Origin of the sequence: Psychromonas aquimarina ATCC BAA-1526 (assembly GCF_000428725.1) — a bacterium.
In the GTDB taxonomy this organism is placed as follows: domain Bacteria; phylum Pseudomonadota; class Gammaproteobacteria; order Enterobacterales; family Psychromonadaceae; genus Psychromonas; species Psychromonas aquimarina.
Window position 1 is genome coordinate 350,066 of sequence record NZ_KE386792.1, and the last position, 25,870, is coordinate 375,935.

The 25,870-nt window shown below is 43.8% G+C and carries 23 protein-coding genes; 9 read left to right on the forward strand and 14 right to left on the reverse strand.

The window, feature by feature from the left end; translation table 11 throughout:
* Positions 1-141 precede the first annotated feature (141 nt).
* Together G337_RS28995 and G337_RS0123120 are read right to left on the reverse strand one after the other, a co-directional pair.
* Positions 142-735: a GGDEF domain-containing protein gene (locus tag G337_RS28995; protein WP_169719656.1), complete on the reverse strand. Its 594-nt coding sequence runs from the start codon at positions 733-735 to the stop codon at positions 142-144.
* Positions 736-2,049: 1,314 nt separating this feature from the next.
* Positions 2,050-2,307 carry a DUF2999 domain-containing protein gene (locus tag G337_RS0123120; RefSeq protein WP_028865949.1) on the reverse strand — a complete coding sequence of 86 codons (258 nt, stop codon included), beginning with the start codon at positions 2,305-2,307 and terminating at the stop codon, positions 2,050-2,052.
* A gap of 558 nt (positions 2,308-2,865) precedes the next feature.
* Between G337_RS0123120 and G337_RS0123125 the strand changes: the two genes are divergently transcribed.
* The 3 genes from G337_RS0123125 (at position 2,866) to G337_RS0123135 (ending at position 6,994) form a co-directional block, all read left to right on the forward strand.
* Complete coding sequence (locus G337_RS0123125) at positions 2,866-3,399, forward strand: hypothetical protein (RefSeq protein ID WP_028865950.1); 534 nt, start codon at positions 2,866-2,868, stop codon at positions 3,397-3,399.
* Positions 3,400-3,903: 504 nt separating this feature from the next.
* Positions 3,904-6,423: an efflux RND transporter permease subunit gene (locus G337_RS0123130; protein ID WP_028865951.1), complete on the forward strand. Its 2,520-nt coding sequence runs from the start codon at positions 3,904-3,906 to the stop codon at positions 6,421-6,423.
* 277 nt (positions 6,424-6,700) lie between these two features.
* The gene (locus tag G337_RS0123135) at positions 6,701-6,994 is read left to right on the forward strand and encodes a PTS sugar transporter subunit IIB (protein ID WP_028865952.1); all 294 of its coding nucleotides are present in this window, start codon (positions 6,701-6,703) and stop codon (positions 6,992-6,994) included.
* Between the two features lie 44 nt (positions 6,995-7,038).
* On the opposite strand, the gene G337_RS0123140 is transcribed toward G337_RS0123135, so the two are convergent.
* Genes G337_RS0123140 through G337_RS0123150 form a run of 3 tightly spaced genes read right to left on the reverse strand, consistent with a single transcriptional unit; the run spans position 7,039 to position 8,507 of the window.
* Entirely contained in the window at positions 7,039-7,680 is a 642-nt protein-coding gene (locus G337_RS0123140) for an HAD family hydrolase (protein WP_028865953.1), read from the reverse strand.
* Between the two features lie 56 nt (positions 7,681-7,736).
* Positions 7,737-8,177, reverse strand: coding sequence for a hypothetical protein (locus tag G337_RS0123145; protein WP_028865954.1), 441 nt, complete (start codon positions 8,175-8,177; stop codon positions 7,737-7,739).
* Between the two features lie 3 nt (positions 8,178-8,180).
* A complete protein-coding gene (locus G337_RS0123150) occupies positions 8,181-8,507 on the reverse strand; it encodes a MafI2 family immunity protein (RefSeq protein WP_028865955.1) in 327 nt (108 codons plus the stop codon).
* 304 nt (positions 8,508-8,811) lie between these two features.
* Here G337_RS0123150 and G337_RS0123155 point away from each other — a divergent pair, with 304 nt between their 5' ends.
* Together G337_RS0123155 and G337_RS0123160 are read left to right on the forward strand one after the other, a co-directional pair.
* Positions 8,812-10,146, forward strand: coding sequence for an ankyrin repeat domain-containing protein (locus G337_RS0123155; protein ID WP_028865956.1), 1,335 nt, complete (start codon positions 8,812-8,814; stop codon positions 10,144-10,146).
* Positions 10,147-10,330: 184 nt separating this feature from the next.
* Positions 10,331-10,678, forward strand: coding sequence for a hypothetical protein (locus tag G337_RS0123160; RefSeq protein ID WP_028865957.1), 348 nt, complete (start codon positions 10,331-10,333; stop codon positions 10,676-10,678).
* 32 nt (positions 10,679-10,710) lie between these two features.
* On the opposite strand, the gene G337_RS0123165 is transcribed toward G337_RS0123160, so the two are convergent.
* Positions 10,711-10,986 carry a hypothetical protein gene (locus G337_RS0123165; protein ID WP_028865958.1) on the reverse strand — a complete coding sequence of 92 codons (276 nt, stop codon included), beginning with the start codon at positions 10,984-10,986 and terminating at the stop codon, positions 10,711-10,713.
* A gap of 400 nt (positions 10,987-11,386) precedes the next feature.
* On the opposite strand from G337_RS0123165, the gene G337_RS0123170 reads away from it, so the two are divergent.
* Entirely contained in the window at positions 11,387-12,748 is a 1,362-nt protein-coding gene (locus tag G337_RS0123170) for a cation:proton antiporter (RefSeq protein ID WP_028865959.1), read from the forward strand.
* Between the two features lie 289 nt (positions 12,749-13,037).
* Here G337_RS0123170 and G337_RS0123175 read toward each other — a convergent pair whose 3' ends face one another.
* Entirely contained in the window at positions 13,038-13,898 is an 861-nt protein-coding gene (locus G337_RS0123175; protein WP_028865960.1) for an SDR family oxidoreductase, read from the reverse strand.
* Entirely contained in the window at positions 13,891-14,529 is a 639-nt protein-coding gene (locus G337_RS0123180) for a hypothetical protein (protein WP_028865961.1), read from the reverse strand. The genes G337_RS0123175 and G337_RS0123180 overlap by 8 nt, the downstream gene beginning before the upstream one ends.
* 245 nt (positions 14,530-14,774) lie before the next feature.
* Here G337_RS0123180 and G337_RS0123185 point away from each other — a divergent pair, with 245 nt between their 5' ends.
* Positions 14,775-15,317 (forward strand): TetR/AcrR family transcriptional regulator, encoded by a 543-nt coding sequence (locus G337_RS0123185; protein WP_028865962.1) that lies wholly within the window; start codon positions 14,775-14,777, stop codon positions 15,315-15,317.
* Between the two features lie 212 nt (positions 15,318-15,529).
* Here G337_RS0123185 and G337_RS0123190 read toward each other — a convergent pair whose 3' ends face one another.
* Complete coding sequence (locus tag G337_RS0123190) at positions 15,530-16,006, reverse strand: Lrp/AsnC family transcriptional regulator (protein ID WP_019614232.1); 477 nt, start codon at positions 16,004-16,006, stop codon at positions 15,530-15,532.
* A gap of 247 nt (positions 16,007-16,253) precedes the next feature.
* Between G337_RS0123190 and leuA the strand changes: the two genes are divergently transcribed.
* Complete coding sequence (gene leuA, locus G337_RS0123195) at positions 16,254-17,993, forward strand: 2-isopropylmalate synthase (RefSeq protein WP_028865963.1); 1,740 nt, start codon at positions 16,254-16,256, stop codon at positions 17,991-17,993.
* Positions 17,994-18,064: 71 nt separating this feature from the next.
* Here leuA and G337_RS27230 read toward each other — a convergent pair whose 3' ends face one another.
* The 5 genes from G337_RS27230 to rssA form a co-directional block, all read right to left on the reverse strand.
* A complete protein-coding gene (locus G337_RS27230; protein ID WP_211235837.1) occupies positions 18,065-18,598 on the reverse strand; it encodes a hypothetical protein in 534 nt (177 codons plus the stop codon).
* Between the two features lie 442 nt (positions 18,599-19,040).
* Positions 19,041-20,168: a linear amide C-N hydrolase gene (locus G337_RS0123205; RefSeq protein ID WP_051303561.1), complete on the reverse strand. Its 1,128-nt coding sequence runs from the start codon at positions 20,166-20,168 to the stop codon at positions 19,041-19,043.
* A 656-nt stretch (positions 20,169-20,824) separates the two neighbouring features.
* The gene (locus G337_RS0123215; RefSeq protein ID WP_028865966.1) at positions 20,825-21,709 is read right to left on the reverse strand and encodes a LysR family transcriptional regulator; all 885 of its coding nucleotides are present in this window, start codon (positions 21,707-21,709) and stop codon (positions 20,825-20,827) included.
* Positions 21,710-21,990: 281 nt separating this feature from the next.
* Positions 21,991-22,932 carry a hypothetical protein gene (locus G337_RS0123220; protein ID WP_028865967.1) on the reverse strand — a complete coding sequence of 314 codons (942 nt, stop codon included), beginning with the start codon at positions 22,930-22,932 and terminating at the stop codon, positions 21,991-21,993.
* 239 nt (positions 22,933-23,171) lie between these two features.
* Positions 23,172-24,077: a patatin-like phospholipase RssA gene (gene rssA, locus G337_RS0123225; RefSeq protein WP_028865968.1), complete on the reverse strand. Its 906-nt coding sequence runs from the start codon at positions 24,075-24,077 to the stop codon at positions 23,172-23,174.
* 370 nt (positions 24,078-24,447) lie between these two features.
* Here rssA and dcuC point away from each other — a divergent pair, with 370 nt between their 5' ends.
* Positions 24,448-25,815 (forward strand): anaerobic C4-dicarboxylate transporter DcuC, encoded by a 1,368-nt coding sequence (dcuC, locus tag G337_RS0123230; protein WP_028865969.1) that lies wholly within the window; start codon positions 24,448-24,450, stop codon positions 25,813-25,815.
* Positions 25,816-25,870 lie beyond the last annotated feature (55 nt).

Consider the following 25,870-nt stretch of genomic DNA (forward strand, 5'->3'; position numbering starts at 1 on the left):
TTATTTGCATAATATTAACATAAGCCGACCGGCAAATAAGCGTTTAACAGTAGTTCAGTAATTTACACCATTTAAATCTGAACACTTCGAAATCGAAGACCTGTTAATGATCAGAAGCACCAGAAATGTAACTGAATGCATCTACACATATAACTCATAACGATTCCGTCCATTGTCTTTTGCTGTATATAGTGCGGTATCTGCATTGCGAATAACGGATTCATAGGATGATGTTTCAGTATATTCAGCAACACCAATACTGATTGAAATATTGACAGTTTCATCACCAACATCAAGCTTTTTAAGGTTAACTGATTTAACCAGCTTATCTGCAGCGGCAACGGCATTTTTCAGACTGGTGTTAGGCAGTACGATTATGAATTCTTCACCGCCCCAGCGCCCTACTGTATCGCATTTACGCGTGTTTTTATGCAGAATGTCAGTCACATGAATAAGTCCTTTATCACCAATATCATGCCCATAGGTATCATTGAAATACTTAAAATTATCAATATCAGCTAAAAGAATATGCAGTGAGCGCCTGTCTCGAGAATTCCTGTCTATTTCATGCTGTATAACCTCTTCAATTTTTCGCCTATTGAAAGCCCTGGTCAACGGGTCTGTAACGGCAAGACTTTCAACCTGTAAATAAAGCTTTTTATTAATCATAAGCTGCAGAGAAAAAGTCAGCAGTATGGTACAGAGAATACTTAATACGACTAAAAGATTATCCATTTTGGCTGAATCAAAATAATTCGTCAGGCCGCTCTCTGCTGCTGCGTAACAAAATCTTAATGCCGTTAAAATGGAAAACAGAACAAAAGCGAAACCTGTGCTTAAAGCATGCTTTCTATGTTCAGGCCTTGAAGCAAAGAAAATCAAGTATAAAACATGAAGAAACACGGGGAGCAGCATTCCGTTAAAAATCAGAATGCGAATACGGAAAAAAGGCAGCGAGTATATGCTGAAAACATATAAGCTGCTAAAAATACAAAGGTAAATACAATAAAAAACGCGGTTCAATTTCAAGTCAAGAAATCGTGCTATGCCAAAAAGAAAAAGTACAGCACCTGAAAACATCAGAATATTGGCAGCAGCAACAGATAAAAATACAGGTAAAACACCATAGAAAACTGCTAATGTCATTCCAGCGGACTGAAATACAAAATCGCAGAGCATTAATGACAGGCCTTTAAATCTGCTTTTATTTTGAAACCATGTTAAAGCGAGCATATATGCACATATGTAATTGACGAAAACATAAATCGTAACTGTTGTTGTCATGTCCAGTGCAAGCATACAGAGCCTCATTTTAAGAAATGGTCGAACACAGCTAAAGCTTTCTTACCTTCACAAAGGTACTTTTATAAAAAAACTAATAATTCCAAACAGTACATCGGCTCACTCTTAATATTTGTGATTGACATTAACTTTACAGAAAAGAGTGTGGATTTTTCGATAAAAAAATGCCCTTCATGGAGATCAAGTTGTTGTTAAAATGAAAGTACAATAATGGAAAAGCGATCCATTGTTACGCTAGATTATTGAATGCCTATAAATCACAAAACCACGCCCAACTTATAGATTATTGGCACAGCTTATGCTCGGGTTATAACAAGCACAAAATACTGACGCTCAAATAGCAGGCTTATAAACCTGGGAGGGGACCATGTTGAAATTTGAAATTCTGAAGAAACTAGCGATAGAGTCAAACTTCATTATTATCAAGAGCGGTGCGGCCATCCGAGTCGGAAACTTGAAGACAAAGAAAATCACCTGCTGCAGCAGCATTGAGCAGGTTATCGCTCTTATTGACAGGCAGCACAGGTTATGACGGCTTTCTGAGTACAGGGAATAAAAGCCCTTTACCCAAAAAATGTTAATTTAAACAGAGTGTTTTATGCCTATTTCTAGCGGATTGCCAGGACTGCAGCAGCACAGTTTCTAGAAGAAGAATAAAATGCTCAAAGACACTTTGTGCCTGAAGCGAGGTGACTTTAAGAAAAAAGCCTCAACACAGCGTTGAGACTTTTTAGTCTTTATAAACAGTTAGTTGCTCTCTTGTAGTTTAGCTTTGGCGGCTTCTACTTTTGAAAAATCTAACTTTAACTCTTCAACGGCTTGTTTGATCAAATCCGGGTTGGTCATAACCATCATCATCAGCGGCTGCAGTTTCTCTTGAGGAATACCTAAGCTTTGAATGATGGTCATTGCAGCTAACGGATTCTCCGTTAAGGCTTGAAATACTTCCGTTATTTTCTCATCACTTACATTGTGATCTTTCAGGGTTTGAATAATTGGGTTCATTAGAATTTCTCTTTAATATTGATGCGCTACAATTTACCTTATTCTCACACTGATTGCGATATTATCCCCCGATAAGTTGATGTCACTGCAATGAGAAGTTAGCCTGTAAGGTTATAAAACCTGCAGTATTTGCTCTGTGCTTAGTCGTGATTTTGACAGAGGCTGATTAATCGGAAGCAAGAAGACAGCGGCCTTCATCGCTAACAACATTTTTCTGTTTGATATTTATTTAAGAAGCGCTTTTGGATTCAGCACCCAGCCCCAATTTGTTTACATTAAGAACGTTCTCAATGCACCAGTCAGGAAAACAATTACCGGCATAACACCGAGAGCTGTATTGCAAGGTCATTGATTTTATATTAATGTCGAGTGCATGAGCAAGTTGTTGAAATTTTTGATCTATAAGCAGGCAAATGTACAGAAAAGTTTAAGAACTATTTTTTGTGATAAATTGCCGGTTGAGCTTGTTAATCGTTAGCTGCTGTTAAAATTTTTAGGTCTGGTTAAGTGAGTTTATTAGTCTGCTGACTGGGCGGTGCTGAATATTGGATGTGTTAAATGTTAGAGATTATTGCGTATTTTGTAATACCCGTTTTAGTTATACTTATCGTTGCCTATTTTTATGTAGAAACACAGAGAAGAAAGGTCGAAGAAGAAAATAAGAAAGCCGTTATTTTACGTGTCGCTGCAATGAAAGATAATTTTAAGGCTGATATGAAACGGCTAGTCGAACAAGAAATATTAACCATAAGAGAACAGGAACTAGTCTATCGCATCGCCAATAATTTTTTTGTTTTTCAACCAGTTACTGTTAACAGTCTAGATTATTGTGAACAGCTGCTTAAGAACGTTATCAACGCGATGCCGACTGATGGTCCCGATAGTATTAACTTCGAGCTTGTACAAGGACAAGTTAGCTTATTTGTACGCTCATTACCTGCCTCCGCGAGCGGCCATAACGCGGCCTTTTACCGCAATGAACTTCCTGAGTTAATTAAGCAGCTGGCTGATTCTCAAGAAGGTATGTACGAAACTGAGAGCGAAAATAGTAACGAAGAATCACAGGACCATGTGTCTGCGACAGCAGCTTAGCGAGATGATGACGCCTTTCCCTCAAGAGGTTTACCGCTACTAACCTCAGGCTTAAACGAGCTAGAAAGCTAAGCCGCAAACGCCTTATAAACCACAAGTTTGCGGCTAATATAACTTAGCCGCTACAATGCCCTGTTACGAGTCAGCAAGGTAAACTCACAGTATACTTGGGCCTTTACTAGAAAAACGAAATACTTGAACTCCACCACAACTAATACTATTTAATTAGAAAAACGCTCATGCTCTACTAGGCTGGTATTAAGTAGTCGGGCTGCGTTCGTTTAGTTACGAAACAAAGTAAACTTAACGCCTCATACTAACAAAAAATACTGAGCACAGTGTTTTTTACCTGCGCTGTTTTGACAAATCCAAAGAAATGAGAGAGCAGCGGTGTACTGCTTACTCAAATCAAAAAGAGGGTTTATTCTTTTTATATTTACTCCAAGTCTCCTGTGGACCAAGGAGAGTGATTTCTTATGTTAACCAGGCAGAAGGATCAAATGCATGTTGCTTTCACCGTCAGATAGTTATGATCGTCTGCTGCTTAGCAGGCCCTGGCTGTCCCTATTGATTATCGGCCTGATCGTTGCCTTCTTCGGCTTCCATGCGGGCAAGTTCCGGCTGGACGCCTCCGCCGATTCTCTGGTGCTGGAAAATGATCAAACACTGCAATATTACCACGCGATCAAGGCCCGCTATGGTTCGGACGACTTTCTAATCGTCACCTATACGCCGAATAAGAAGCTGTTCGATAAGACGGTGCTCGCCGATCTGCAGAAATTAAGGGACGGCCTGGGAGCGCTGCCTGGAGTGGACTCTGTGATCAGTATTCTGGATGTACCGCTGATTGACAGCCCGCCGGTGACACTGGACGAACTACGCGATTCAATCCGCACTCTGGAAAAACCGGATACCGACAAAAACCTTGCCCGGCGTGAACTGCTCTCCAGTCCTTTGTATTCTAACCTGTTGATCAGTCCGGACGGCGGGACAACCGCACTGCAGATAAACATGCATTACGATCAGACTTACTATGAACTGCGTGACCGCCGTAACCGGCTGCGTGAAATGCATATTTACGGCGAGCTAAGCGCAGAGCAGTATGATGAACTCGCCTTGGTCAGCCGGCAGTTTAGCGACTACAACAGCGCATCACTCGAACAGCAGAGCAGCTTGATCGCCGCTGTGCGGCATACCATGGCCGAGCACCGCAAAGGGGCGAAGCTGCATTTAGGCGGAGTGCCGATGATCACAGTCGACTCCATTGATTTTATCCGCCACGATCTGTTTACTTTCGGCCTCGGCGTGTTCGTCTTTCTGATCCTGCTGCTCGCCGTGACCTTCGGCAAACTACGCTGGGTGCTGCTGCCGCTGCTTACCTGCTTCTCTTCCGGGGTAGTAATGATCGGCTTTCTCGGATTGAACAACTGGCCGGTGACAGTCGTGTCTGCCAATTTTATTTCGCTGCTGCTGATCATCACATTATCGCTCACCATCCACCTGATTGTCCGCTATCAGGAGCTGCATGCACAGCGGCCGGAAGCCTCGCAGCATAGCCTGGTACTAGAAACAGTGAAGAAAAAAGTGCTGCCCTGCTTTTATACCTCTGCAACAACTATGGTTGCGTTTGCCTCGCTGCTGGTCAGCGATATACGCCCGGTAATCGACTTCGGCTGGATGATGACCATCGGCATGGCAGCCGCCTTTGTGACCGCCTTTACCCTGTTTCCCGCTTCCCTAGTGCTGCTCAAGCCGGGGCGCCCGAGCAGACAGAAAAATATTACCGGCGCGCTCACCGCTTTTCTCGCCGGACGGATCGAGTCCCATGGGAAAATGGTTCTAACGGCCTTTGCCGTATTATTTCTACTTAGCGGCATTGGCATCAGTCTGTTAACCGTGGAAAACCGCTTTATCGATTACTACAAAAAATCGACCGAGATTTATCAGGGTATGGAACTGATCGACCGCAAACTGGGCGGCACCACCCCGCTGGATATAGTGATCGATGCCCCTGCTTCTCTTCCTGAGCAGAATGAACTGCAGCTGGGAGTCGAAGATGCTGCTCTGCTGGAGGAGGTGGATTTTGATATCGAAGATCTGCAAGCGGATCTGCAGGAGGAGACCAGTATCACCGCTCGCAGCTACTGGTTCAATACCGCAAAGCTGAAGGAGATCGCGGCAATCCATAATTATCTCGACGAACTGCCGGAATCCGGCAAGGTAATTTCTCTCGCCACCAGCATGGAAATATTAGAAACTCTGGATTCGACCTCAGCGGCGGACAACTTCTTTCTGTCGGTTCTCTACAAAAGTCTGCCGGATGAGCTCAAGCAGATCATGATTACCCCCTATTTCTCGGAAGACGGAGACCAGATCCGGTTCAGCATGCGCGTATTTGAGTCAGATGCTTCTCTGCAGCGCAACGAACTGTTAAAGAAAATCCGCAGACACCTTACCGGCCAGCTGGGGCTGAGCAATGAGCAAGTGCATCTGACCGGCATGGTAGTACTGTTCAACAACATGCTGCAGAGCCTGTTTCGCTCGCAGATCCTGACCATCGGGGTAGTATTTCTGGCGATCTTCAGCATGTTTATACTGCTGTTCAGGGACCTGAAGATCGCGGCAATTACTCTGGTTCCCAACCTGGCCGCAGCGGCTATGGTGCTGGGCCTGATGGGCTGGTTCGGAATCCCGCTGGATTTGATGACCATCACCATAGCGGCAATATGCATCGGCATCGCGGTGGATGACGCCATTCACTACGTGCATCGTTTTATTGATGAATACCGCAGCCATGGGGACTACTGGACCGCCGTCCGTAACTGTCACGGAAGTATCGGACGCGCCATCTATTACACCTCTATCACTGTGATACTAGGTTTTTCAATTCTTGCGCTGTCCAATTTTATCCCGACGATCTATTTCGGCCTGTTGACCGGCTTTTCGATGCTGGTCGCGCTGCTGGCCAACCTGACACTGCTGCCGCTGCTTCTGGTCAGGTTCAAGCCGCTGGGTCAAGGTTAATCCGCAGGACAAATTGCAGTAAAGATGCGAGAGTTTTGTCTATAGGCGAGCCGTTCTGTATGCCGGAGAACGGCTCCTAGCGGCAGATATTGAAAATCAAGTTCCTATCTTGTGCTCTAAACGTTTTAAGTCACCTATCATTACTGCTCAGCCGCTTATCATTTTCATTCATACAATTTATTAATTGATCATTGTCACAATCTAATTCTTTAACTTATTAGACCGCCGCTGAGATCAAATGCTAATGTGCTCTGTAATTATTTTTAAGGGCGGCGCTATGCTGAAATCACTGATACAAATATTTAAGGGTTTAACCAAAGTAAACGAAAACTTACCTGAGGAGGTGGATAATATTCTCCTTGCTATAGGCGGATTAGAAAATATCACTGATGCTGGAGCCTGTGCTACAAGACTAAGATTAACTTTACTTGACGCCGAAATAGTCAACACAGCAGCGTTGAAAAGAAACGGGGCGATCGAGGTCGTACCCGTCGATAAGAATCACATTCAGATTATCTATGGAATGAAAGCCAACAGTTATTATCAACTGATCGATCAACGCTTAAACTAGTATCGTTCAAGCAGACTGCGATTACTTTACTAGAGCGCTCTTTGTTAAAGGAACTTCTCAACCTCCGCCAGACTGGCGACTACAGCTCTTGCCCGCTCCGCGACATCTGCATCCGGCGGCAGCAGATCAGGAATCATAACAGCATAACAGCCGGCATCCAGCCCGGCCCGCATTCCGTTATTGGAATCTTCCAGCACCAGGCACTCAGCGGCGGCAGTATCGAGCTGTTCGCAGGCCATAGAATAACAGTCCGGAGCCGGTTTGCCGTTTTCTACTTTTTCAGCAGTAATAAGCGCATCAAACAGAGATAAATAACCGCTGCCGGAAAAGTGATGCTCAACCTGCGGCAGAGCAGAGGAGGTAACCAGGGCACATTTAAACTCTCTGCTTTTAAGTCCGGCAAACAATTCTTCGAACCCAGTTTTATAAGCAATACCCTTCTCTATTTCAGCCTCTAACATGACATCCCGCACCAGCCTGAAACGCGCCATATCAAGCTGCTCAGCAAATTTCATCTGCAGCAGACGTTCGCACTCAGCGTCCTGTACACCGATAAACTTTTTATAATACTCATCGGTCAGCTCTAAACCTTGTTCGCTGACTGCATGCTGCCAGCTCTTTTTGTACAGGCCTTCCGTATCAAATATCAGGCCGTCCATATCGAATAGTACTGCTTTAATGTCCATCATATCTCCATTGTTAATAAACTGAATAACATAACTGCTGATAATTGAACTGAATTTTATAGTTTTTTAATGGTCATCTGATATTCACCGTAAGGGTGAGCATAAACTGCGATGCTGAAAAAAGTTTCCATCGCTTCTATTTCAACGATCTGTTCATTATTTTCAGCCGTGCCGGATACCTTGATTCCATGCCCTGAAACAGCAAAACTCGGGTGATCCTCTTTCTCGATCAAAGAAACTGAATATCTGTCACCTGTAAATCCAAGTACATTGATAAAGGTCTGGTGCTCGCCGCCGATTATCCCCTGCAGGCGGCAAGGCTGCGGGTTTCGAGAAAACTCAAGATAGGTATAGTCGCGGCTGACTTCCTCATAACGATGAATAATATGAGAGCGGCAGCCGGGTTCAAACGAAACAAGATCAGACGCCCCCGCAGCAGCTGTCCATAACAAAGCTGCGGCGGTAAATGTAGATAACAAGCTGTTTATTTTATTCATTATTTATACCTCTCGGCGCAGAAACAACAAACGTCCAAGATGCGCCATCTCCTCTTCCTTAGACATAACCAGGTACTCCCCGTCGACCCTTGCATGCCAGTAGAAAATCCCCTGCAGCCTGCTCTCGATCACCTCAAGCGGAGGCCTGTCCTGCTTCATCGCCTGATAACTTTCAAAAATGCAGCGCCAGCGTACCCGCTCGCCCTGCACCTCAGTCGATACGGCTCTCACACCCGGCCCGATTGCCCCGATTAAAAGCTCATCAGCAAAACGAACCAGATCGCCAGGATCCACGAAGCGTCGATGGGGGTTATTCTCTCTGTTTATCATGATGCTTAATTCCGGCCAGACGGTCTGTTCATAAAAAGAAAAAGCATATCAGCTTCAAACGCAGCCGTCCTGTTAAACGTAAGAAATTGAGAAGCGGCAGCAGACCGCAAAGCCGCACTTGTATTGAATTTTAGAGTTTATCACGGCAAATCTTGCAGTCACTTATACCCGTTAATCAAGTCATCAACACATTAAATGACTACAACACAACATTATGATTAATTAGAAAAATTGAATATTGCTTGTACCGGGTGATTAGGCTTTAATAAGAGTTTAAAGTCTAATCAAATCCATAGGACTGCTCATGTCAGAAAACCTTATTGTTGCCTATCACCTGTCTCATTCTGAAGTTCCAGCCGCAGACTCACAGGGACTATTTAAAGCGTTAACGGCAGAGTTTGTTTTTAACCACTGGCAGCCCGGGCAAGTGTATCTGCATCAGGTTAGCTATCCGCAGGGGGCGATAGTTGATTATCGCGAAGACGGCCATCACGACGGTATTTCCAGTTTCAGCTGGGATGAGTTTGTAATGGTTGATAATTTAACTAGTCGACAGTTTTGGCAGCTTGATAATAGAGAGTCATTGTTTTCTCTACTGGAATCTGAGTTTATGACAGATCTGGGCTCATCTATTTTCTGCAGTCGAGATACTCTGCACCGCACTATATTAACCCTTGCTGATATCGAGCTGGCTGTAGACTATATTCGCCGTGCTCAGTTAGATGTGCAAGAGCTGCAGAACTGCCTGACAGAAGAGCACACCCAGCTGCTGAAGGAACTGCTGAAGTCCGGCTTATTCAGTGAAGAGGACTTCTGCCGCGTCCGTCTTGCAGGTATAAACTGGAAAAAACTGACGACAGAGAAAGACAGTTTCAGCGGAGTGACCTTAGAGAGCCAGCTTGGATTAAGTGATACATTCGAGGCACTGCTGCGGAATATTTACCTCGACTCCCCTCCGCCTAAAACAGAGAAGCTAAGGGCAGTTATGGTTTCCTTGTCTCTAATAAAAGGGCTTCCCTGGCTGCATTATATAACAGCGGCTGAAAGAGTTATTTTACCCTGCGGGATAGTACTTATGTTATTACGTCAAAAACAATCAACGAGTATCGAAGCTATCTTCCAGCATCCTGATATTGAGCTTGAGTATGGTAACGCTGAAAATAGTTGTGACTCTTTGATCGATCGTCTGGCTGTTTATCAGCATTTTGATCTGCTCAAATCTCTGCACAACAAACTAGGCGGATTCGATAAGCAGCAGTCTATCCGATGCGCCTCCAGTCTATCGGCAACAGGTTCAAGTAAATTTCAAGTGGCGACTTTTAACATAGTAGAAGATCAGGAAGTCTTGAAGCGGCAGCTGCAGAGCTCTGACAGTTCACTTGAGGATGCAGCCGGCTGCGGCTATCTGCTTTTATGTAAAAAATTACTGGATAGTGAAACCATCAGCCAAGCGGAACTGGATTCAGCCCTATTGTCGGCGGCGGAGCAGGGTTACTGTGAAATTGTAAAGCTTCTGCATAAGCACGGCGGCTCTCTGGAAGCCGGCGGACGCTGGCCTATTAGATACGCCAATAAATTTGGCTATCAGCAGCTGAAAACCTATCTGCTTGAGCAGGGCCAGGAAGACCTTCGTTTTTAGCCCGGCCTGGTTGAGGCTGTATTATCGTAATTACATCTGCCTCTAGTTCAGCGGCTAAAGCAGCGGAAATTCAATGACGAGGCCCTTTACCAATAAAATAAACATTTTTTTGGTAAAGGGCTTTTATTCTTCTTATACTCTCTGTACATACGTTCTAGGTTCGCATTAATTAAGGAGAGCAGGCATGAGCATCCTTTTTACAATTGGACTTGTCGTCACAATTACCTACTTCTTAATTCAGTTTGTCCGACAAGAGGCTGTCGAAGAGTTTTATCAAGCAGCCATTATTGATATTGAAGGCCGCCTGGACTGGGCTCACACCCGCTCATCTTATCCATTTGGTATGAAAGCTCAAATTGATGTATCCAACAAACTTTTACATCAAGCTAAAACATTATGGCGCGGTAACAAATACCATCAGGCCTATCGAGTTGCCCGTCAGTCCCAGGAGGCTATTGACAAAGCGCAGAACATCTACATCTCGGCAGGCGCAAAACGGCGGCTGTCTGCTGATAACACTAACGCAGAATAAAACAGGCAGGATCGACAACTCAGTCATTACATTCAGATTACCTTGATCTGTACTACCTTCATGATATCCACTTCAAAGCCGGCGATAACTTCCACTGCGGGATAATAGGAGAGATCAACTCGTTTACCTTTGAGGTTTCGGTACTTATATTCGCGGCAGTATTTAAACGGGCAGTCGTATCCATCCATCATCAGGGTATTGAGCATACATTCACCGTTAAAGCGCTGAACATGAGAGGTCACCTGCATCAACTTGCAATGAAGCAGCTGACGGTGTTTCTGCTGCATGATTTCAACGGGGGATTTCATTGGTTTTATACTCCTTGAGGCAATTAATAAACTCATCAGTATAGGTGCTTTTTTGAGCAGCGCTGAAATAACACTGGTTATTTTTCAACCGCACGCTGGAGTTAGCCATTTGCTGTATTGTTCTTGTGTAGCTCTTCTATCGCAATTTTGCTGAGTTACGAACTTTGTACAAGATTTAGTGTTTTTCCAGTACCCGCTTTCGGTGCAGGTGAGCCTGAGAAACTGTCTCGTTTTCTCCCCCGAAACAAGATAAACCAGCCGCAAATTCGCGGCCAAATTAATTTAGCTGCTTCAGTTTATTCTTCCTATACTTTGAAGGCATCCACATTAACGAGAACGGATTTCTGGTGAATATTCAGGATCTTGAAACAACTAATAAAAAGATAAAAGAGGTGCCTTAATGGAGCTCGAACGCCTGCAAATACAAATCTTAAGTGTCGGCCTGATACTTCTTTCGGCATTTCTCTGCGGGCGTATTACAAGAAAATTTGAACTAGGTGAAGTTGTAGGACAAATTGTGGGTGGTCTCCTTGTGGGCCCAAGCTTTATTAACTTGTTATTTCAAGGCTTAAGTTCTATAAGCTGGATTGCTGAAAGCTCATTTTATATACCCGTTATTGATCTTTACGATCAAAAATTTATTTTATATAGGGAAGTTGTCGAGAATTTCCATTTTTTTGTATTTCTCTTCCTCGGACTTATCGCTTTTTCACTTGGTGAGGAGCTTGATGTAAAGCACCTTAAGGAAGTCGGTGTAAAAGCCGCTATTATTTGTTTTTCTCAGGCCATACTGACGTGGATACTCTTAACACTGGCTTTCTGGTTAATTTTTGATGTAAAAATAATCATAGCGCTGCTCATCGGCTCCATAGGAATGGCCACGGCACCGGCAATGACCTTCATTATTATGAACAAGTTCGGAATTGGCGGGAAGTTAAGGAGCCTTCTGGCAAATATAGTCGTACTTGACGATATTATTGAGGTTATATTTTTCTCTATTTTCCTTGGTATTGCAGTCACCATTAAACATGGAGAAGAACTTTCTACGGGATTTATTGCCTTAAAAGTACTTGAGGAATTTTTTCTGGCTTTTCTCCTGGGTTTTTTAATCTTTCTCATTTTGAAAATCTTTGTTAGAACAATGTCAATTACCAACAATCACCATTTTGCTGACTCAAACCTCTTTTTTCCTACAATTTTAAATGAACGCCCGTCAGCAAGTATAGAAATATTACTGATTTTAATCAGCGTTATTTCAATAGGCATATCTATTGCAATCAGCCTTGACCTTCCGTTTCTTATCACCGCTGTTTTTGGCGGCTTTTTAATTTCTAATTTTCATTCACACACAATATTTGAATCATTGAGAATTAGAAATGTAATGCCGATCTTTAATATATTCTTTTTTGCAATTATTGGTGCAAGTGTAAAACTTGAGACCTTTTCCACTGATTCCCTGCTTTTTATTGCTGTTTATATTGCAATGAGGTTGACAGGAAAGATCCTTGGAACTTGGGGGGCCTGTAAGGGAACAGGACAGGAGGCGGACATTACAAGCCTGCTTCCAAAACTAATACTGCCTCAGGCCGGAATGGCGGCAGTAGAGACCATGTATGTTGCAACTATACTGAGAGGCCCTGACGGACTCATGGTCTTTAATACCATAGTTCCAGCTATTGTGATATTTGAGCTTTTTGGCGCCATGCTTGCTGAAACTTCACTTAAGAAATGGAAGGAAAAAGCCTTTAATAATCCAAAGTAGACTGCCGGTTAGTGAAGATTCCGGCAGCTGCAGTGTATCAGGCTTTCCGTAAAAGCATTTATTGTTTTCTGTAACAGAAAACCTGCAGGAAAATCCCGCGCTCGCTTTTCCCGACTCAGAGCGTGACTGACACGCTCAAAAACTCCCATTAGCGGGCAAATTAGTTTTTCCATGTGTTAGCCTAGTTGAGCAGAATTAGACAAAAGCGAGCTAGGACAAGAACTCTAGCTCTAGTTATTTGGGCTGCATAGAAGTGCTGTCATTATATACTTTCTCTGTCTGATGCCCGTCATTTTCGGGACAATTCTGAGAAATAGTCTCCGAGTTTATGTGTACCGTATCTTGGAGCAATAGCATCCTGCCCCATGACCGTTAAAAAGAACTCCGCAGGCCCTCCCCATTTTTCTGGGAGCCTTTTTACAACGCTAAGCGCCAAACTTTGCAGCCAGTCAGGTAAACAGGTGGTTTGCTCTTGTTTGTTTTGCACAAAAAAAGCCAGCTTAGCAATATCTTTACCCGATAGTACCTCCGGTCCACCTGCTTCGAGTTCCCGCTCCCCGCTATCTATCGCTTCAAGGCAGAACCTGGCAAGATCTTCCCCGTGAATTGGATTCATTTTCACTTCGCCAGTTCCAAACAAATAGACTCGTCCAGTCTTCGCCGCCTGATAAACTTCTTCTAAATCAGAGAAGAAACCATTTGGCCTTATCACACAAGGTATAAGTTTATCTGAGTCCAGCAGGTGTTGAGCAAAACTCTCCTTGGCTTTTAACAGCCTGACATTTGAATATTTCCCTGCATTAAACGCAGAAACATAAATAAATTTACTAACGCCTGCCCGCTCAGCTTCTTGTAGTAAATTAAGATTTGCTTGGTAATCAACATCTATATAACCTAATCCGTCACGCTGTCTGGTGATACCTAAGCATGAAATTACAACGTCAACCCCATTACAGATACCATTTAACTCGTCTGGTTTGGTTACCTGCGCTTCGATAATTTGGTTTTCTCGAATACCAAGAGAAACCAGCTTGGCTTTATTTCTTACTAATGCCTTGAACTCAACTTGCTCTGTGTGCAGCTGCTTAACAATATGTAAGCCAAGGTAGCCTGTCGAACCAGCAATTAAAATACGAGATTGTTTAGTCACTGGGTTGTCTCTCAATTTGTTCATGCTCTGATCGATATGGCTCTTCTCTTACTCCGTGTGATAGAACCAGCTTAATAATGAAAATAGGTGCAAGCCACTCAAGTCCAGCGGGTGCAGATATGGTTTGTCCAATCATTACCGACAGCATGACGATCAGGAGCGCAACTGGACGATGAAGATACAGTGGTAAAAAGTGAATGAAGATAATTGAAACTATCATAACGCCATACCAGAAAAAGGCATAAGACCAGGCCGCATCAAAACAAAGCGGCACAGCAAATAACTGAAAGTGAATTGCTGGAAATAAAAACTTACTGCCGACTAATTTTCCTAACCAATTGACCTCCAGTTTTTGGTCAGTATGGAGAAAACGTTTCATCGAACCTAGGGAGTTAGTAAGCACACCGCCAACCATATCCAATGCAAGGGCACTTGCGACAACAATTTGAAGAATAGTCCACCCTAAATTCTGCCATGACAGGAAATACAGCACGACAGGTGCAATCAATGCGGCATAGTTCGCAATGGCACTCTCTGCCTTTGTCGAACCAAACCCTGCTGTAAAGCTAAATTTTCCTGTGCATGCCCAGTCAATAGGGGCATTTTTTATCGTTATTTGATCTTTTGACATGATTTACTCCGGTACTTGTTAAATATTCATTAGGTTGCGCTTTTGTCGTATGAAAGTAGGGATTGGTTAGCCGTCTTTCACAACAACAAAAACTTTATAGTCCACTCGGACCAAATAATATTACTCTATATTTTTGCTGTCAACCTTTTTAGTCCACCCGGTCCAAATAATCAAAGCAACATTTTGTAAAGTAGACTTTTTACTAGTGCTAACTTATAGTCCACTCGGACTTTTAAGGAGGAGTTATGCCGAAAATTGTAGATCATGAAGCTTATCGTCAAGAGCTAGCTTTAAAAGCAGTCGATGTATTTTCTGAGCACGGATTTAACGGGCTTGGTATGCGGGGGATTGCTGAAGCGCTGGGGGTATCTAAAAGCGCACTTTATCATTACTTTCCCAGCAAAGAAGAGTTGTTTACCGCTTGTACAGAGTTGGTCTTACAACCTCACAGCCTCTATGGAGTCCCAGAAGGAAGCGATCTTCCAGAGGATAAAGAACAGGCAATTACTGGATTGCTCTCTGCCCTAGACAGCCGGTTTCAAGGCGAAATGGTAGTGTTACTCGATTACGTAAAGAACAGAGACACAAAAGATGTCGCAAACGACACTTTGCTTAGAATGGCAGATAATCAATTTATCTCTGAGTTGACCAAATTAGTCGGCGAGTCTAACGCTAGTCAAGCTTACGCACTTTTGTTTGGTGGTTTGATGTTAAGGCTGTTGAACGGCAAGCAGACTGAAATTGAGGAGATTGCTTCCTGGATATCAGCGCTCTCTGTAAATGAGTAGACTAAATCATCTATTTACGGCGCAAACTTGAAAAGGTGGAGAATTTGATAGGCAGAAAATTTTAGTGCACAGGTTGTCGCTATGATTACATAGTTCAGATTAACGCCAATAAAACACCACGCTCGCTTTTCCCGAAAGCGAGCCGGATAATTTAAATTGTTAAGATCCAAAACCTGCAGAGCCGTACTTAAGCATATTGACCAGCAGAACACTCAATCCAGCGGCAGTTCGGTCTTTTTGACTACCTCTCTTAATACAAAACTAGAATGTACACCGGTAACCCCTTCTAACTTGGTTAAATGCCCGAGTAAAAACTTCTCGTAATGCTCCATATCACGCACCACCACTTTTAACAAAAAATCAGCCGTCTGCCCGGTTACAATCAGACATTCCAGTACCTCAGGTAAAGCGGCAATCGCACGTTCAAAGTTATCAAAACGGTCCGGTGTATGGCGGTCCATTGAAATACCAATCATGGCAGTTAATTTTAAGCCTAGTACCGCGGGCTTCAATAAAGTGACATGTTTGTCGATTAGTCCTGATTCCTCCAGACGTTTAACACGGCGTGAACAGGGTGTTGGTGATAAACCAACACTGTCGGCTAACTCTAGGTTACTGATACGCGCATTCCCCTGCATCAGCTTAAGAATTTTCTTGTCAGTACGGTCTAATTTGATTACTTCCTGCATACTATTTTACCTATATGGTCATTTTCACTAACAATAGCACATTACCTAGTGAGTTGTTGCATAAACAGGTTGAATTTAGAGTTACTTTGCAACCACTCTCTACGCCGTTCGTTCTATAGTTAACACATGGATAGCGAGCGAAGTTTCTAACCGGAAACGGGCGGTAATACCCTTACAATGGTGCACCAACTCGCTAATTCATTCCTCTAAACATCTCCGCTGCTGAAGCTCTAAAAGGAAATGACTCGTGTCTAATATCTCTAACATCCACGCTAGTTTTAATCATAAAAAATACCGCGCCTATGCTCCAGTTCAAAAAGCGGACAGACGCTGGCCTAATCAAATTATTGAAGCAGCGCCTCAGTGGTGCAGTGTTGATCTGCGCGATGGTAATCAAGCTCTGATTGAACCTATGAGTCCAAGCCAGAAGCTGGATATGTTTAAACTGTTAGTAGATGTGGGGTTTAAAGAGATCGAAGTCGGTTTTCCCGCGGCATCGGCACCTGATTTTGATTTTGTGCGCCAGCTGATTGAACAGGATTTAATTCCAGACGATGTCACTATCCAGGTATTAACCCAGGCACGCAAGCCTTTAATAGCGCGTAGCTTTGAAGCTTTAAAAGGCGCCAGAAAAGCCATTGTGCATTTATATAATTCAACCTCAACGGTACAGCGCGAGCAGGTATTTAAAAAATCGCGCGATGAAATTAAAGCAATTGCTGTACAGGGCGCACAATGGGTGCGTGATTTTGCGATTGCTCAGCCCGAAACAAGCTGGTCATTTCAATATTCACCCGAGAGTTTTACCGGCACCGAAATGGATTATGCCCTGGAGGTTTGTGATGCCGTTATTAATGTCTGGCAGCCGACACCTGAAAACAAGGTGATTATCAATTTACCCGCGACGGTTGAGGCATCAACGCCTAATGTCTACGCAGACCAGATTGAATGGATGTGTGACAATATCAGCTCTCGTCAGTCAGTGACCATCAGTTTACATACTCACAACGACCGCGGCTGCGGCGTAGCTGCCGCTGAACTGGGCGTACTGGCCGGTGCGGATCGTATCGAAGGCACATTACTGGGCAACGGCGAGCGTACCGGTAATATGGATATCGTTACTATGGCAATGAATATATATAGTCAAGGCATTGATCCGGAACTAAATTTTGCTGATATGGACCGTATTATTGCAACCGTTGAGCGCTGCACGCAGTTAGCAGTACACCCACGTCATGCCTACGCAGGTGAATTAGTTTTTGCCGCTTTCTCCGGCAGCCATCAGGATGCAATTAATAAATGTATGGCGATTGATGCGGCGAAGCGGATCCATGATCCGCAGGCACACTGGCAGGTTGCTTATCTGCCGATCGACCCGCGTGATTTAGGGCGAACTTATCAGCAGGTTATTCGTATCAACAGCCAGTCCGGCAAAGGCGGCGTGGCCTACGTACTAGAACAGGACTACGGTATTCAAATGCCGCGCTGGATGCAGGTCGACTTTAGTCCGCATGTGCAGCAGCATGCCGAAAATAGTGAAAGTGAAGTTTCATCGACTATTATTCACGATATTTTTTCCAATACTTATTTAGCACCGCAGCAAAGCGCAAGTATCAACAGCTACAGCCTTAACCGTCAAGGTAATAAAGATATGCTGCAGGCACAAATAGCCTCTGTTAACGGCTCAGTGACAATTGACGGTCAAGGTAAAGGTGTACTGGATGCTTTTGTCAGAGGTTTAAGTGAATCAATCGAAACTGAGATTGTATTAATCGACTATAACGAGCACGCCCTTCCAAGCAGAAAAGGGGCTGAAAATGAACAGGCCGAAGCGATGGCTTATGTTCAGCTAAGCATTCAAGGCGCGCGTTACTGCGCAGCGGCTAAATGCGATGATATAGTCAGCGCTTCTCTGCAGGCAGTACTTAACGCTGTTAGTCGAAGCGGAGCCGGTATAAAGCAGCACAGCAGTTTAAAATTAGCCTAGTGTAGACTGGTTAAAATGAATTATTACGTGTTTATTTTCTGCCCTGTCTGGGCGGAAAACAAACACAATCTCTAAATATCATCGTCATCAACCTCGATTTCAAGCTGGTCTTTAGACTCTTCCACTACAGCCGCTAACTCAAGATCTTCAAACATATCAATTAACAGCTCATGAGCATTACCTCTCATTGCATCTAATGACGCACTGAAAGTTACCAGGCCGGCGGCCGTTTTTATCTGCTCGTTTGGTATGCTGTCTGTGCCCTTATTCGCGGTTCTCATAAAATACTGCATATTTCCCACATCCCCGTCCATTAGAGAGTAAAGAGAACGGTAACAGTGTACTAATAACAGGCTAAGTTCACCTGCTTTAGATTTAGGATCTATACCGCAGCGGGAGATGCTGGCAAAATCTTGACCGATAATCTCTTCTGTAACTTCTTTAGGGAGGCCAAGGCTCTCAGCAGCGTTTAATACAGACTTAGCCAGTACTGTTTGAACGTTGGTATTTTTATGCTTACCGCACATGACTTCAGCTGTTTCGTTTGTCATGCCCTGCATATCAACGACAAAGTGCTCCGGACGTTCAATCTCGTTTTGTGACATATTAACCTCCGTTTCCTGCTTTAATTATAGCTGTATTCAAGGATCTGCCCGTATGGATTAATTACAGGAGTACCGGATAGTGCAGGATAAAACAGAAGAGGTATTAACGTCAGCAAGCCCCCTTAGAAATATGAATGGGGTAGAAAATTAAGCGGATATAAAGCAGAGACAGCTTCGTTCATTTCCGAAGGTGTCTCTGCTAACGCGAATGTCAAGCTTACATAACCTGCCGAGCAGAAACTCTAACTAACCTGAGCTCGGGATAATGGGCATTAAAGAACATTAAATTAACCTTATAATTCACAGTGTTAGATTCAATGCCGAAATTTTTGTTCCTATCAAGGCAAGTTTGTAAAGTAATAGCAGGCTATTACAAGCAAACTTAACGCAGAGAGGGACGAAAAGAGCGGTATTGAGGAATGTCGCTTATCCCGAATTCAGGTTAACTAGCTGGTGTAATATTTTCGATCTCTTGAGCTTTGTTTTTGTCTAAAACAAGATGCCTGATCCCGTCTTCATTATCAGAGAAATCAATTTTATTAAGATCGACCATTCTCACCTTACGGTTGTTCTGGGTGTGATAATAATATTTAAGATTTTTACTGTCAGCAGCCGTTGTCCAGATAGTTGAACTTCTCATCCCTTTTAACAACTCAGGATCAGCATCCGGGCCTTCTGCAGCGCCCAGCGGCAGGTTAAAGTTATCCATAATGCGGAACACTTCATATATAGTTTCATCACCGTCTGAAGTATTCCTCGCAGTTTGAGTAAACGCTGTAGCACGAACAAAACGAGAAGGAGGCGTAAAATCACCAGGCATGCTAAGGAAACCACTTCCCGCTCCAATAGGTGAAAAGTCTAAGTTTTCCAGTTGCTTGGTTGGCAGTGAAACTGCTGACAAATTAATATAGTTACGCAGGTTTGTCATATGCCAGTCAAAGGCCGGGCTATTTGTCAGTACCCGCAGCGGGTTATCAAAAATGGTTAATTCCCCTTTCAAATATTCAACGACAATCGCTTTGCCGCTCGGTTCAATCACTGAAAGGTGAATTGGTGCGGCAATATTACCCAGAGCAGGCTCTGGAATTGGTACAACTCTAATATCCTCTAGTCCTTTACTTACTGCATCGACAGTTGAAAACATAGTAAGAACATAATTAGCTAATTCCAGTGGTCCCACAGAACGATCAGCGGAATCAGGCTCATACTCTTGATACTCCGCAAAACCAGGATGGTATAGCACCCCCACAACCAGGCCTTTTTCATTCATTCCGTCGGTTAAATAATCCTTTTCCAAGGCATCCAGTGCAACGGCTCCGTATCGCGCTTTCCATTTGAGCCCCGCTTTACCATCAGGCGTATGTGCCGTAAATTCATGGCCTCGTGGAACGATTGCAACTCTCGAATTCAGATCAAAAGCTCCCCACTCCATCGTTCTGCCGTATACCACCGCACCATCATCTGCCTTTAATGCAATGCTGGTACAGGCAAGTGCTGTACTGGTGCTGAAAGCAGGGATAAGTAATCCTATCAGCCCTATTTTTTTTACAGTTCTTTTTACAATATTCATAAAACTTTTCCTCTATAGATAAAATAATTTATCAGGTTGCATTATAGGAACTCAATACCGCATAAAACTAAGCTGCATCATATATTTACAGCAGGTATCAAACTTAATATCACGACCAGACTGGCGCACATCAACAAGCCGCACCTTAATTGCGATTTTTTGTTTTAATAAAACTCTGCCGTATCAAAAGAATAAATCCAGCAGCTCCAACGCTGTTTACAGCGATCCCTGCATATCGCCAGAACTCTGAGGGCCAGTTATCTGCTGTCAGAGTGACTGCAGAATAAACAGCAAAAAATGCCGACGTTACAGCAAGTAAAGAAAGGGCACAGTAGCTTCTCTGAAAACCTCTATTTAACGATGTCCACATTCCTGACCAGGTCAGTACGAGAATTACAATCAAAAGTAATGATGCTGTTGGACCAATTGACTGATATCCCAGACTAATTTGTATTACACCTATCAGATTCCAGATAATGCATAACAGTAAATGCGCTGCCTGAACCTTATAAGCGGGCTGATATAAACTTAATAACATATGTACTCCCTCCAGATGGGCCACTCTAATTTAGCCTGCGTATGGAAGCAAAACACAATCTGTTATTTAAGGGGGGATTTTCCCCCGCTAAAACGGGGTGAAATAACTTTATCGTTTATCAGGAGAGGTTCGCCAGTAATGACTGAATATTATCTATCAGCCAGCGCTTAGCTTTACCTGTTGTCTGACCATGATGCCAGACGAGAATACGCCTGACGATGAGAGGATCTGTAGTATCAATATGAACAGGAAAAAAATGCTCTGACTCGGGGGGAATGTCATCCTTCGTTCCCAATGTCCAGGAGTTTTTCTGCCCGATTATCTGCAGCGCACACTCTCGGGAAAATACCCGGCGCATATTTTCAAATCTGTCGCTGCGAAATATTCTTTCCAGATCCGGATACACCAGAAGTGGTATTTCTCGCAGTTCATTGTGTTTAATCAGACTCGTTTTTACTTTAGGGTCCTTGCTGTTTATCAATCCGATTAGCTCTACATTATCAATGTGCAACACATGAAAATCTTCTGGAAGATTGTGGTTTTTAAATAACCGGATGTTCAGATCGGTTTCACCTTCTGCAAGAGCTGCATCTAACTCTAATGTTGGAAGCCGTTTCCAGTGAAGCCGTAATGAAGGAAAAATAAGAGCGATTTGAGCATCAATACCAGCAAGCTCTCTGGTAGAAGTAAAGCTGTCTATGCCAATAGTCAGCTCCGACTCTAAATTGGCAGACAGGTTACTGCTGAACTGACAGAAGGACTGATAATTCTCCAGCAGGGTTCGTGCTCTTCTGTATAAAGCATCCCCTTCCGGGGTGATGGATATAGCACGTCCGTTTCGCTCAAAAAGTGTAATACCAAGGTCAATCTCCAGATTTGAAACAGCCTGCCCTATAGAGCTGCGATCACGCCCGAGATGTCGTCCCGCAGCTGTAAAAGAGCCCTTTTCAACAACAGTGGTAAAGTAGTATAAATGTTCAATATTCGGGGATACCATAGCCATACCCGGCACCTTTGCATGGAGATAATTTATTTGTTTATAGCAGAGTAAGATCAACATGTATAGCTTAGGAAATTATCGAACATTGTTGACTTTCAGATCACTTATCACGGCAGTTGTCGAGCCATGTAAAATCGAGAGTACAGGGATATTACAAAATAAAACAGAGGAGTCATTAACGTCTTAGAAATATGAATTAAACGAAAATTAATTAGATAAAAAGGCTTCATATACACTCTCTTACACTCTCTGTTTATATAACAAAACAGAGAGTGCGTTTAAGTTTATTTCCCTGGATACCAGAATACTGACTTGCCGCTTGCGGTACGCCCGGAATACATTCCTCCGCTGGATAATGTGCCTCGAGAGCCGTAGGATGAACCGTAGCCGTGAGTGACAGAACCGCTGGACTGCTGCTGTTGTGCTGCTTGTATAGCATTGACAATATTAACAATGGCATAGCCGCCGACCGGACCGAGATTTCCCTGAGCATCCAGCCAGTAATTACCTTTATAGGTAACACCAAACAGCTGCTGCAGGCCGCGCTGATCCATGGGATGAATCTCGCGCCCATTGATAAAAATACCTGTTCCCCCTTTGGAAATATCAGCCGGCATCGGTCCGGGAAGATCCAGACCAGCCAGAATAAATCCAGTTGTCGGCCCGCCTTCCACTCCCCAGGCTCCACAAATATTATCATACCAGTAACGCCCGCTCTGGATGCGGGTTTGATATGCGGATTCCAGTGCATTTCTCTTATCAGGCGAGAGTTTTTTCCGGTTTATGTAAACAGCCCCGCTGTCACTCTGCTGTGCGGTCCCCCCCTGCTGTGAATAATAATCCGGACCGGCTGGCGCTTCCCCGCCGGCCCGGGATTGTCCCTTAGGTCTGAAGACAATTGATTCTCCATCTTCATCGGTGAAAACAAATGAACCGTCTGCCCGCGAAACCGCAGTAAATTGATATACATCGCCATAATCATTGATGGTGCCGACCAGAAACTTTCCTGATTTATTTGCCGTCAGCGGCATTATTTCACCGTCAACACTCATTGTTCCATGGTAGTAGCCGTTCACCGGTGCATTCATTTTTATAGAATAATTATCATCATCGGCATATGCGGCAAATTCTCCGACAAACGGATCTGCAGCGGCTGCTGTGACAAAAAACAGGCTCATAAATAAAATAACTATAAATGAACTTACTCTTGAATTAACCCAAAACATAATTCAGCCCTCCTTTGTTTTAAATTGAAGAGGCGTTTTTTTTGAGTATAGGGTGAATAAAAAGCCTTTGCCCTGAGATTTGATCCTTTTTAAGTCATTCCGTCCAGAGCGGCAGTACTAGTCAAAGGATCAAATTCCTGCTCAAAACATACGAGCACTGCACACCTTGTTCAGGGCTGGATCGGAACAAAATGTTTGTTTTTAATATTCGCACAAACTAACTTGTTGTTCTGGCTTTTCTAATCCAGCCCGAGCTGATATTTAATCTGCTCCTCCACACGTTTTACACTGGCACGGCCTTCCGCAATTAATTCACTGCCGCGATGGTACTCCATTATTCCAAAGTCACTCAATCTGGGCTCAATAATAATTTCCGGAGGTTCTGCAATCAATTTTGAGCGCGTAAGCCTGTCCTGCATAATTGCCAGAGAGCCTGTTATCGCTCCCAGCATACTGGGCGGTTTAGGTTGGGAATCATTATAGATATCTATACTAAACCACTGATTAATTACGCTTTTACTTTTTTCAAAAAAATCATTGGTTTTTTCCTGGTTCTGCTGCAGAGCACTGCTGTTCTGCTCATATAAATGCGGCCGGTAATCCGAGTTTAAATTCACACCGATAACAAAGTCGGCTCCAAGATGACGGCATAAAGAGACAGGAACGGGATTAACCAGCGCACCGTCCACCAGCCAGCGCTGTTTACTCTTATGCCATACCGCTGGAAATAATGCCGGTATTGCACATGAGGCGCGTACGGCTTCAATCACGTCACCACTGGTAAACCATACTTCTTTACCACTATACAGATCAGTCGCCACAACACCCAAAGGCTTGTTTAACTGCTCAAATGTCGACGGCGAAAAATGCTGCTCCAGCTGTTTAAATACCCTTTCACCGCTGACTAGTCCTCCTCGATTTAAACCAACTCCCATCAGTCCCGCAACCTGCCATTCGGTGAAGCCGCCGACCCACTCTTTTAATTCACTTAGTTTGTTATTGGCATAAGCAGCGCCGACATAGGAGCCGATTGAGCAGCCGGCTACAACATCAATTTTTAAGCCTAAATCATTCAATGCCTCAATCACGCCGATATGCGCCCAGCCGCGTGCAGAGCCGCTTCCTAATGCCACTCCTATCTTCATAAAAAAGTCACCTCAGTCATTAAGACATATAGAGAAAGTGTAGCGGATTAGTAAAACAATCCCGCTTTTACAGCCTTCCAGGCAAAATTTTTTCATCGTTTTGTGTGCCTAAGCAGCATTGACCGCAGCTTTACAACCCTGAGCTTAATTGGCTTTATCAGCCAAAACTAAACAGAAATTTATAGCTGAAGAATGCCAGAAAGAGCATTTAATGGTCGTGCTTTGACGGATAAAACAGCAGACAAAACATGTCCGCCAAATTACTAGGAATAAGTTACTTGCAGATCACATAATATTGAATCAATTCATTTGATTTATTACATAAAAATCAACACCATATGAAATCCAACAATAATAATAAGGTTTTTTTATGTTAGAGCTATTTATCGGCCTGGTGGTCACAATAGTTGTCGGTTACTTCATCGTTAAAGAGTATAAACCTGCAGGAGTTCTGCTCAGTGCAGGTATGCTTCTATTAATCATCACAGGTTTTATGGGGCATACGGTTTTACCGGAAAATGTCGCAAGCACGGGTAACTCTTTCTTGGATACACTGGAATTTGTGAAATACATGCTGCAGTACCGCGGCGGCGGTTTAGGTATGCAGATCATGCTGTTATGTGGTTTTGCAACCTACATGACGCATATCGGCGCCAACAATGTGGTGGTGAAACAATTCTCCCATCCGCTGGCATTTATTAAATCTCCCTACGTATTATTAGTAGCAGCTTACATCGTTGCCTGCTTAATGTCCTTGGCAGTAAGCTCTGCAACGGGTCTGGGTGTGCTGTTAATGGCCACTTTATTCCCGATGATGACCGCGATGGGCATATCCCGTCCGGCAGCTGTAGCAGTATGTGCATCACCAGCGGCGATTATACTTTCTCCCACATCGGGTGACGTGGTTATCGCGGCTGAAAAATCGGGTATACCGCTGCATGTATTCTCTGTGGAAACGGTACTGCCGGTATCAATCAGTGCAATTATCGTTATGGCGGCTGCCGCCTTCTTCTGGAATAAGTATTTAGATAAAAAAGAAAATACCCCCATGGAGAAACTGGATGTCTCTCATATAAAAATAACGGCACCGGCTTATTACTCTATCCTGCCGTTCCTGCCGATCGTCGGTGTTTTTGTTTTCAATGGTAAAACCATTCCCGGCCTGGAACTAGATATCTACACTATCGTTGTTCTGTCGATATTTATAGGCGTGATGGTTGAATACTTTACTAGACGCTTTAACGGTAAAGAAACGCTCGAAGGTTTAGAAGTGTGTTACGAAGGCATGGCAGATGCTTTTAAAGGCGTGGTAATGCTGCTGATCGGAGCGGGGGTGTTTGCACAGGGGTTAATGTCAATCGGAGCAATTGATAACCTGATCGGTCTGGCTGAAGCCGCAGGCGCAGGCGGTTTCGCATTAATGATTCTGCTGACCTTAATAACGGTTGTCGCGGCTATCGCAACAGGCTCAGGTAACGCGCCGTTTTATGCTTTTGTAGAACTCGCCCCGACACTTGCGGCTAAATTAGGCCTAAGCCCGGCTTACCTTATTATTCCAATGCTCCAGGCATCAAATTTGGGCCGTACCATTTCACCGGTCTCGGGCGTGATTGTGGCAACCTCGGGTATGGCTAAAATCAGTCCCTTTGAAGTGGTTAAACGTACTTCCGTTCCAGTATTGTTCGGTTTGATCACAGTAGTTTTAGGGACTATGCTGCTGGTGCCTATGTACGCTTAATAAAAAATGTAATACCGCGGCTGCAGGGCAATCCTGCGGCCGCTGTGCTTTATTC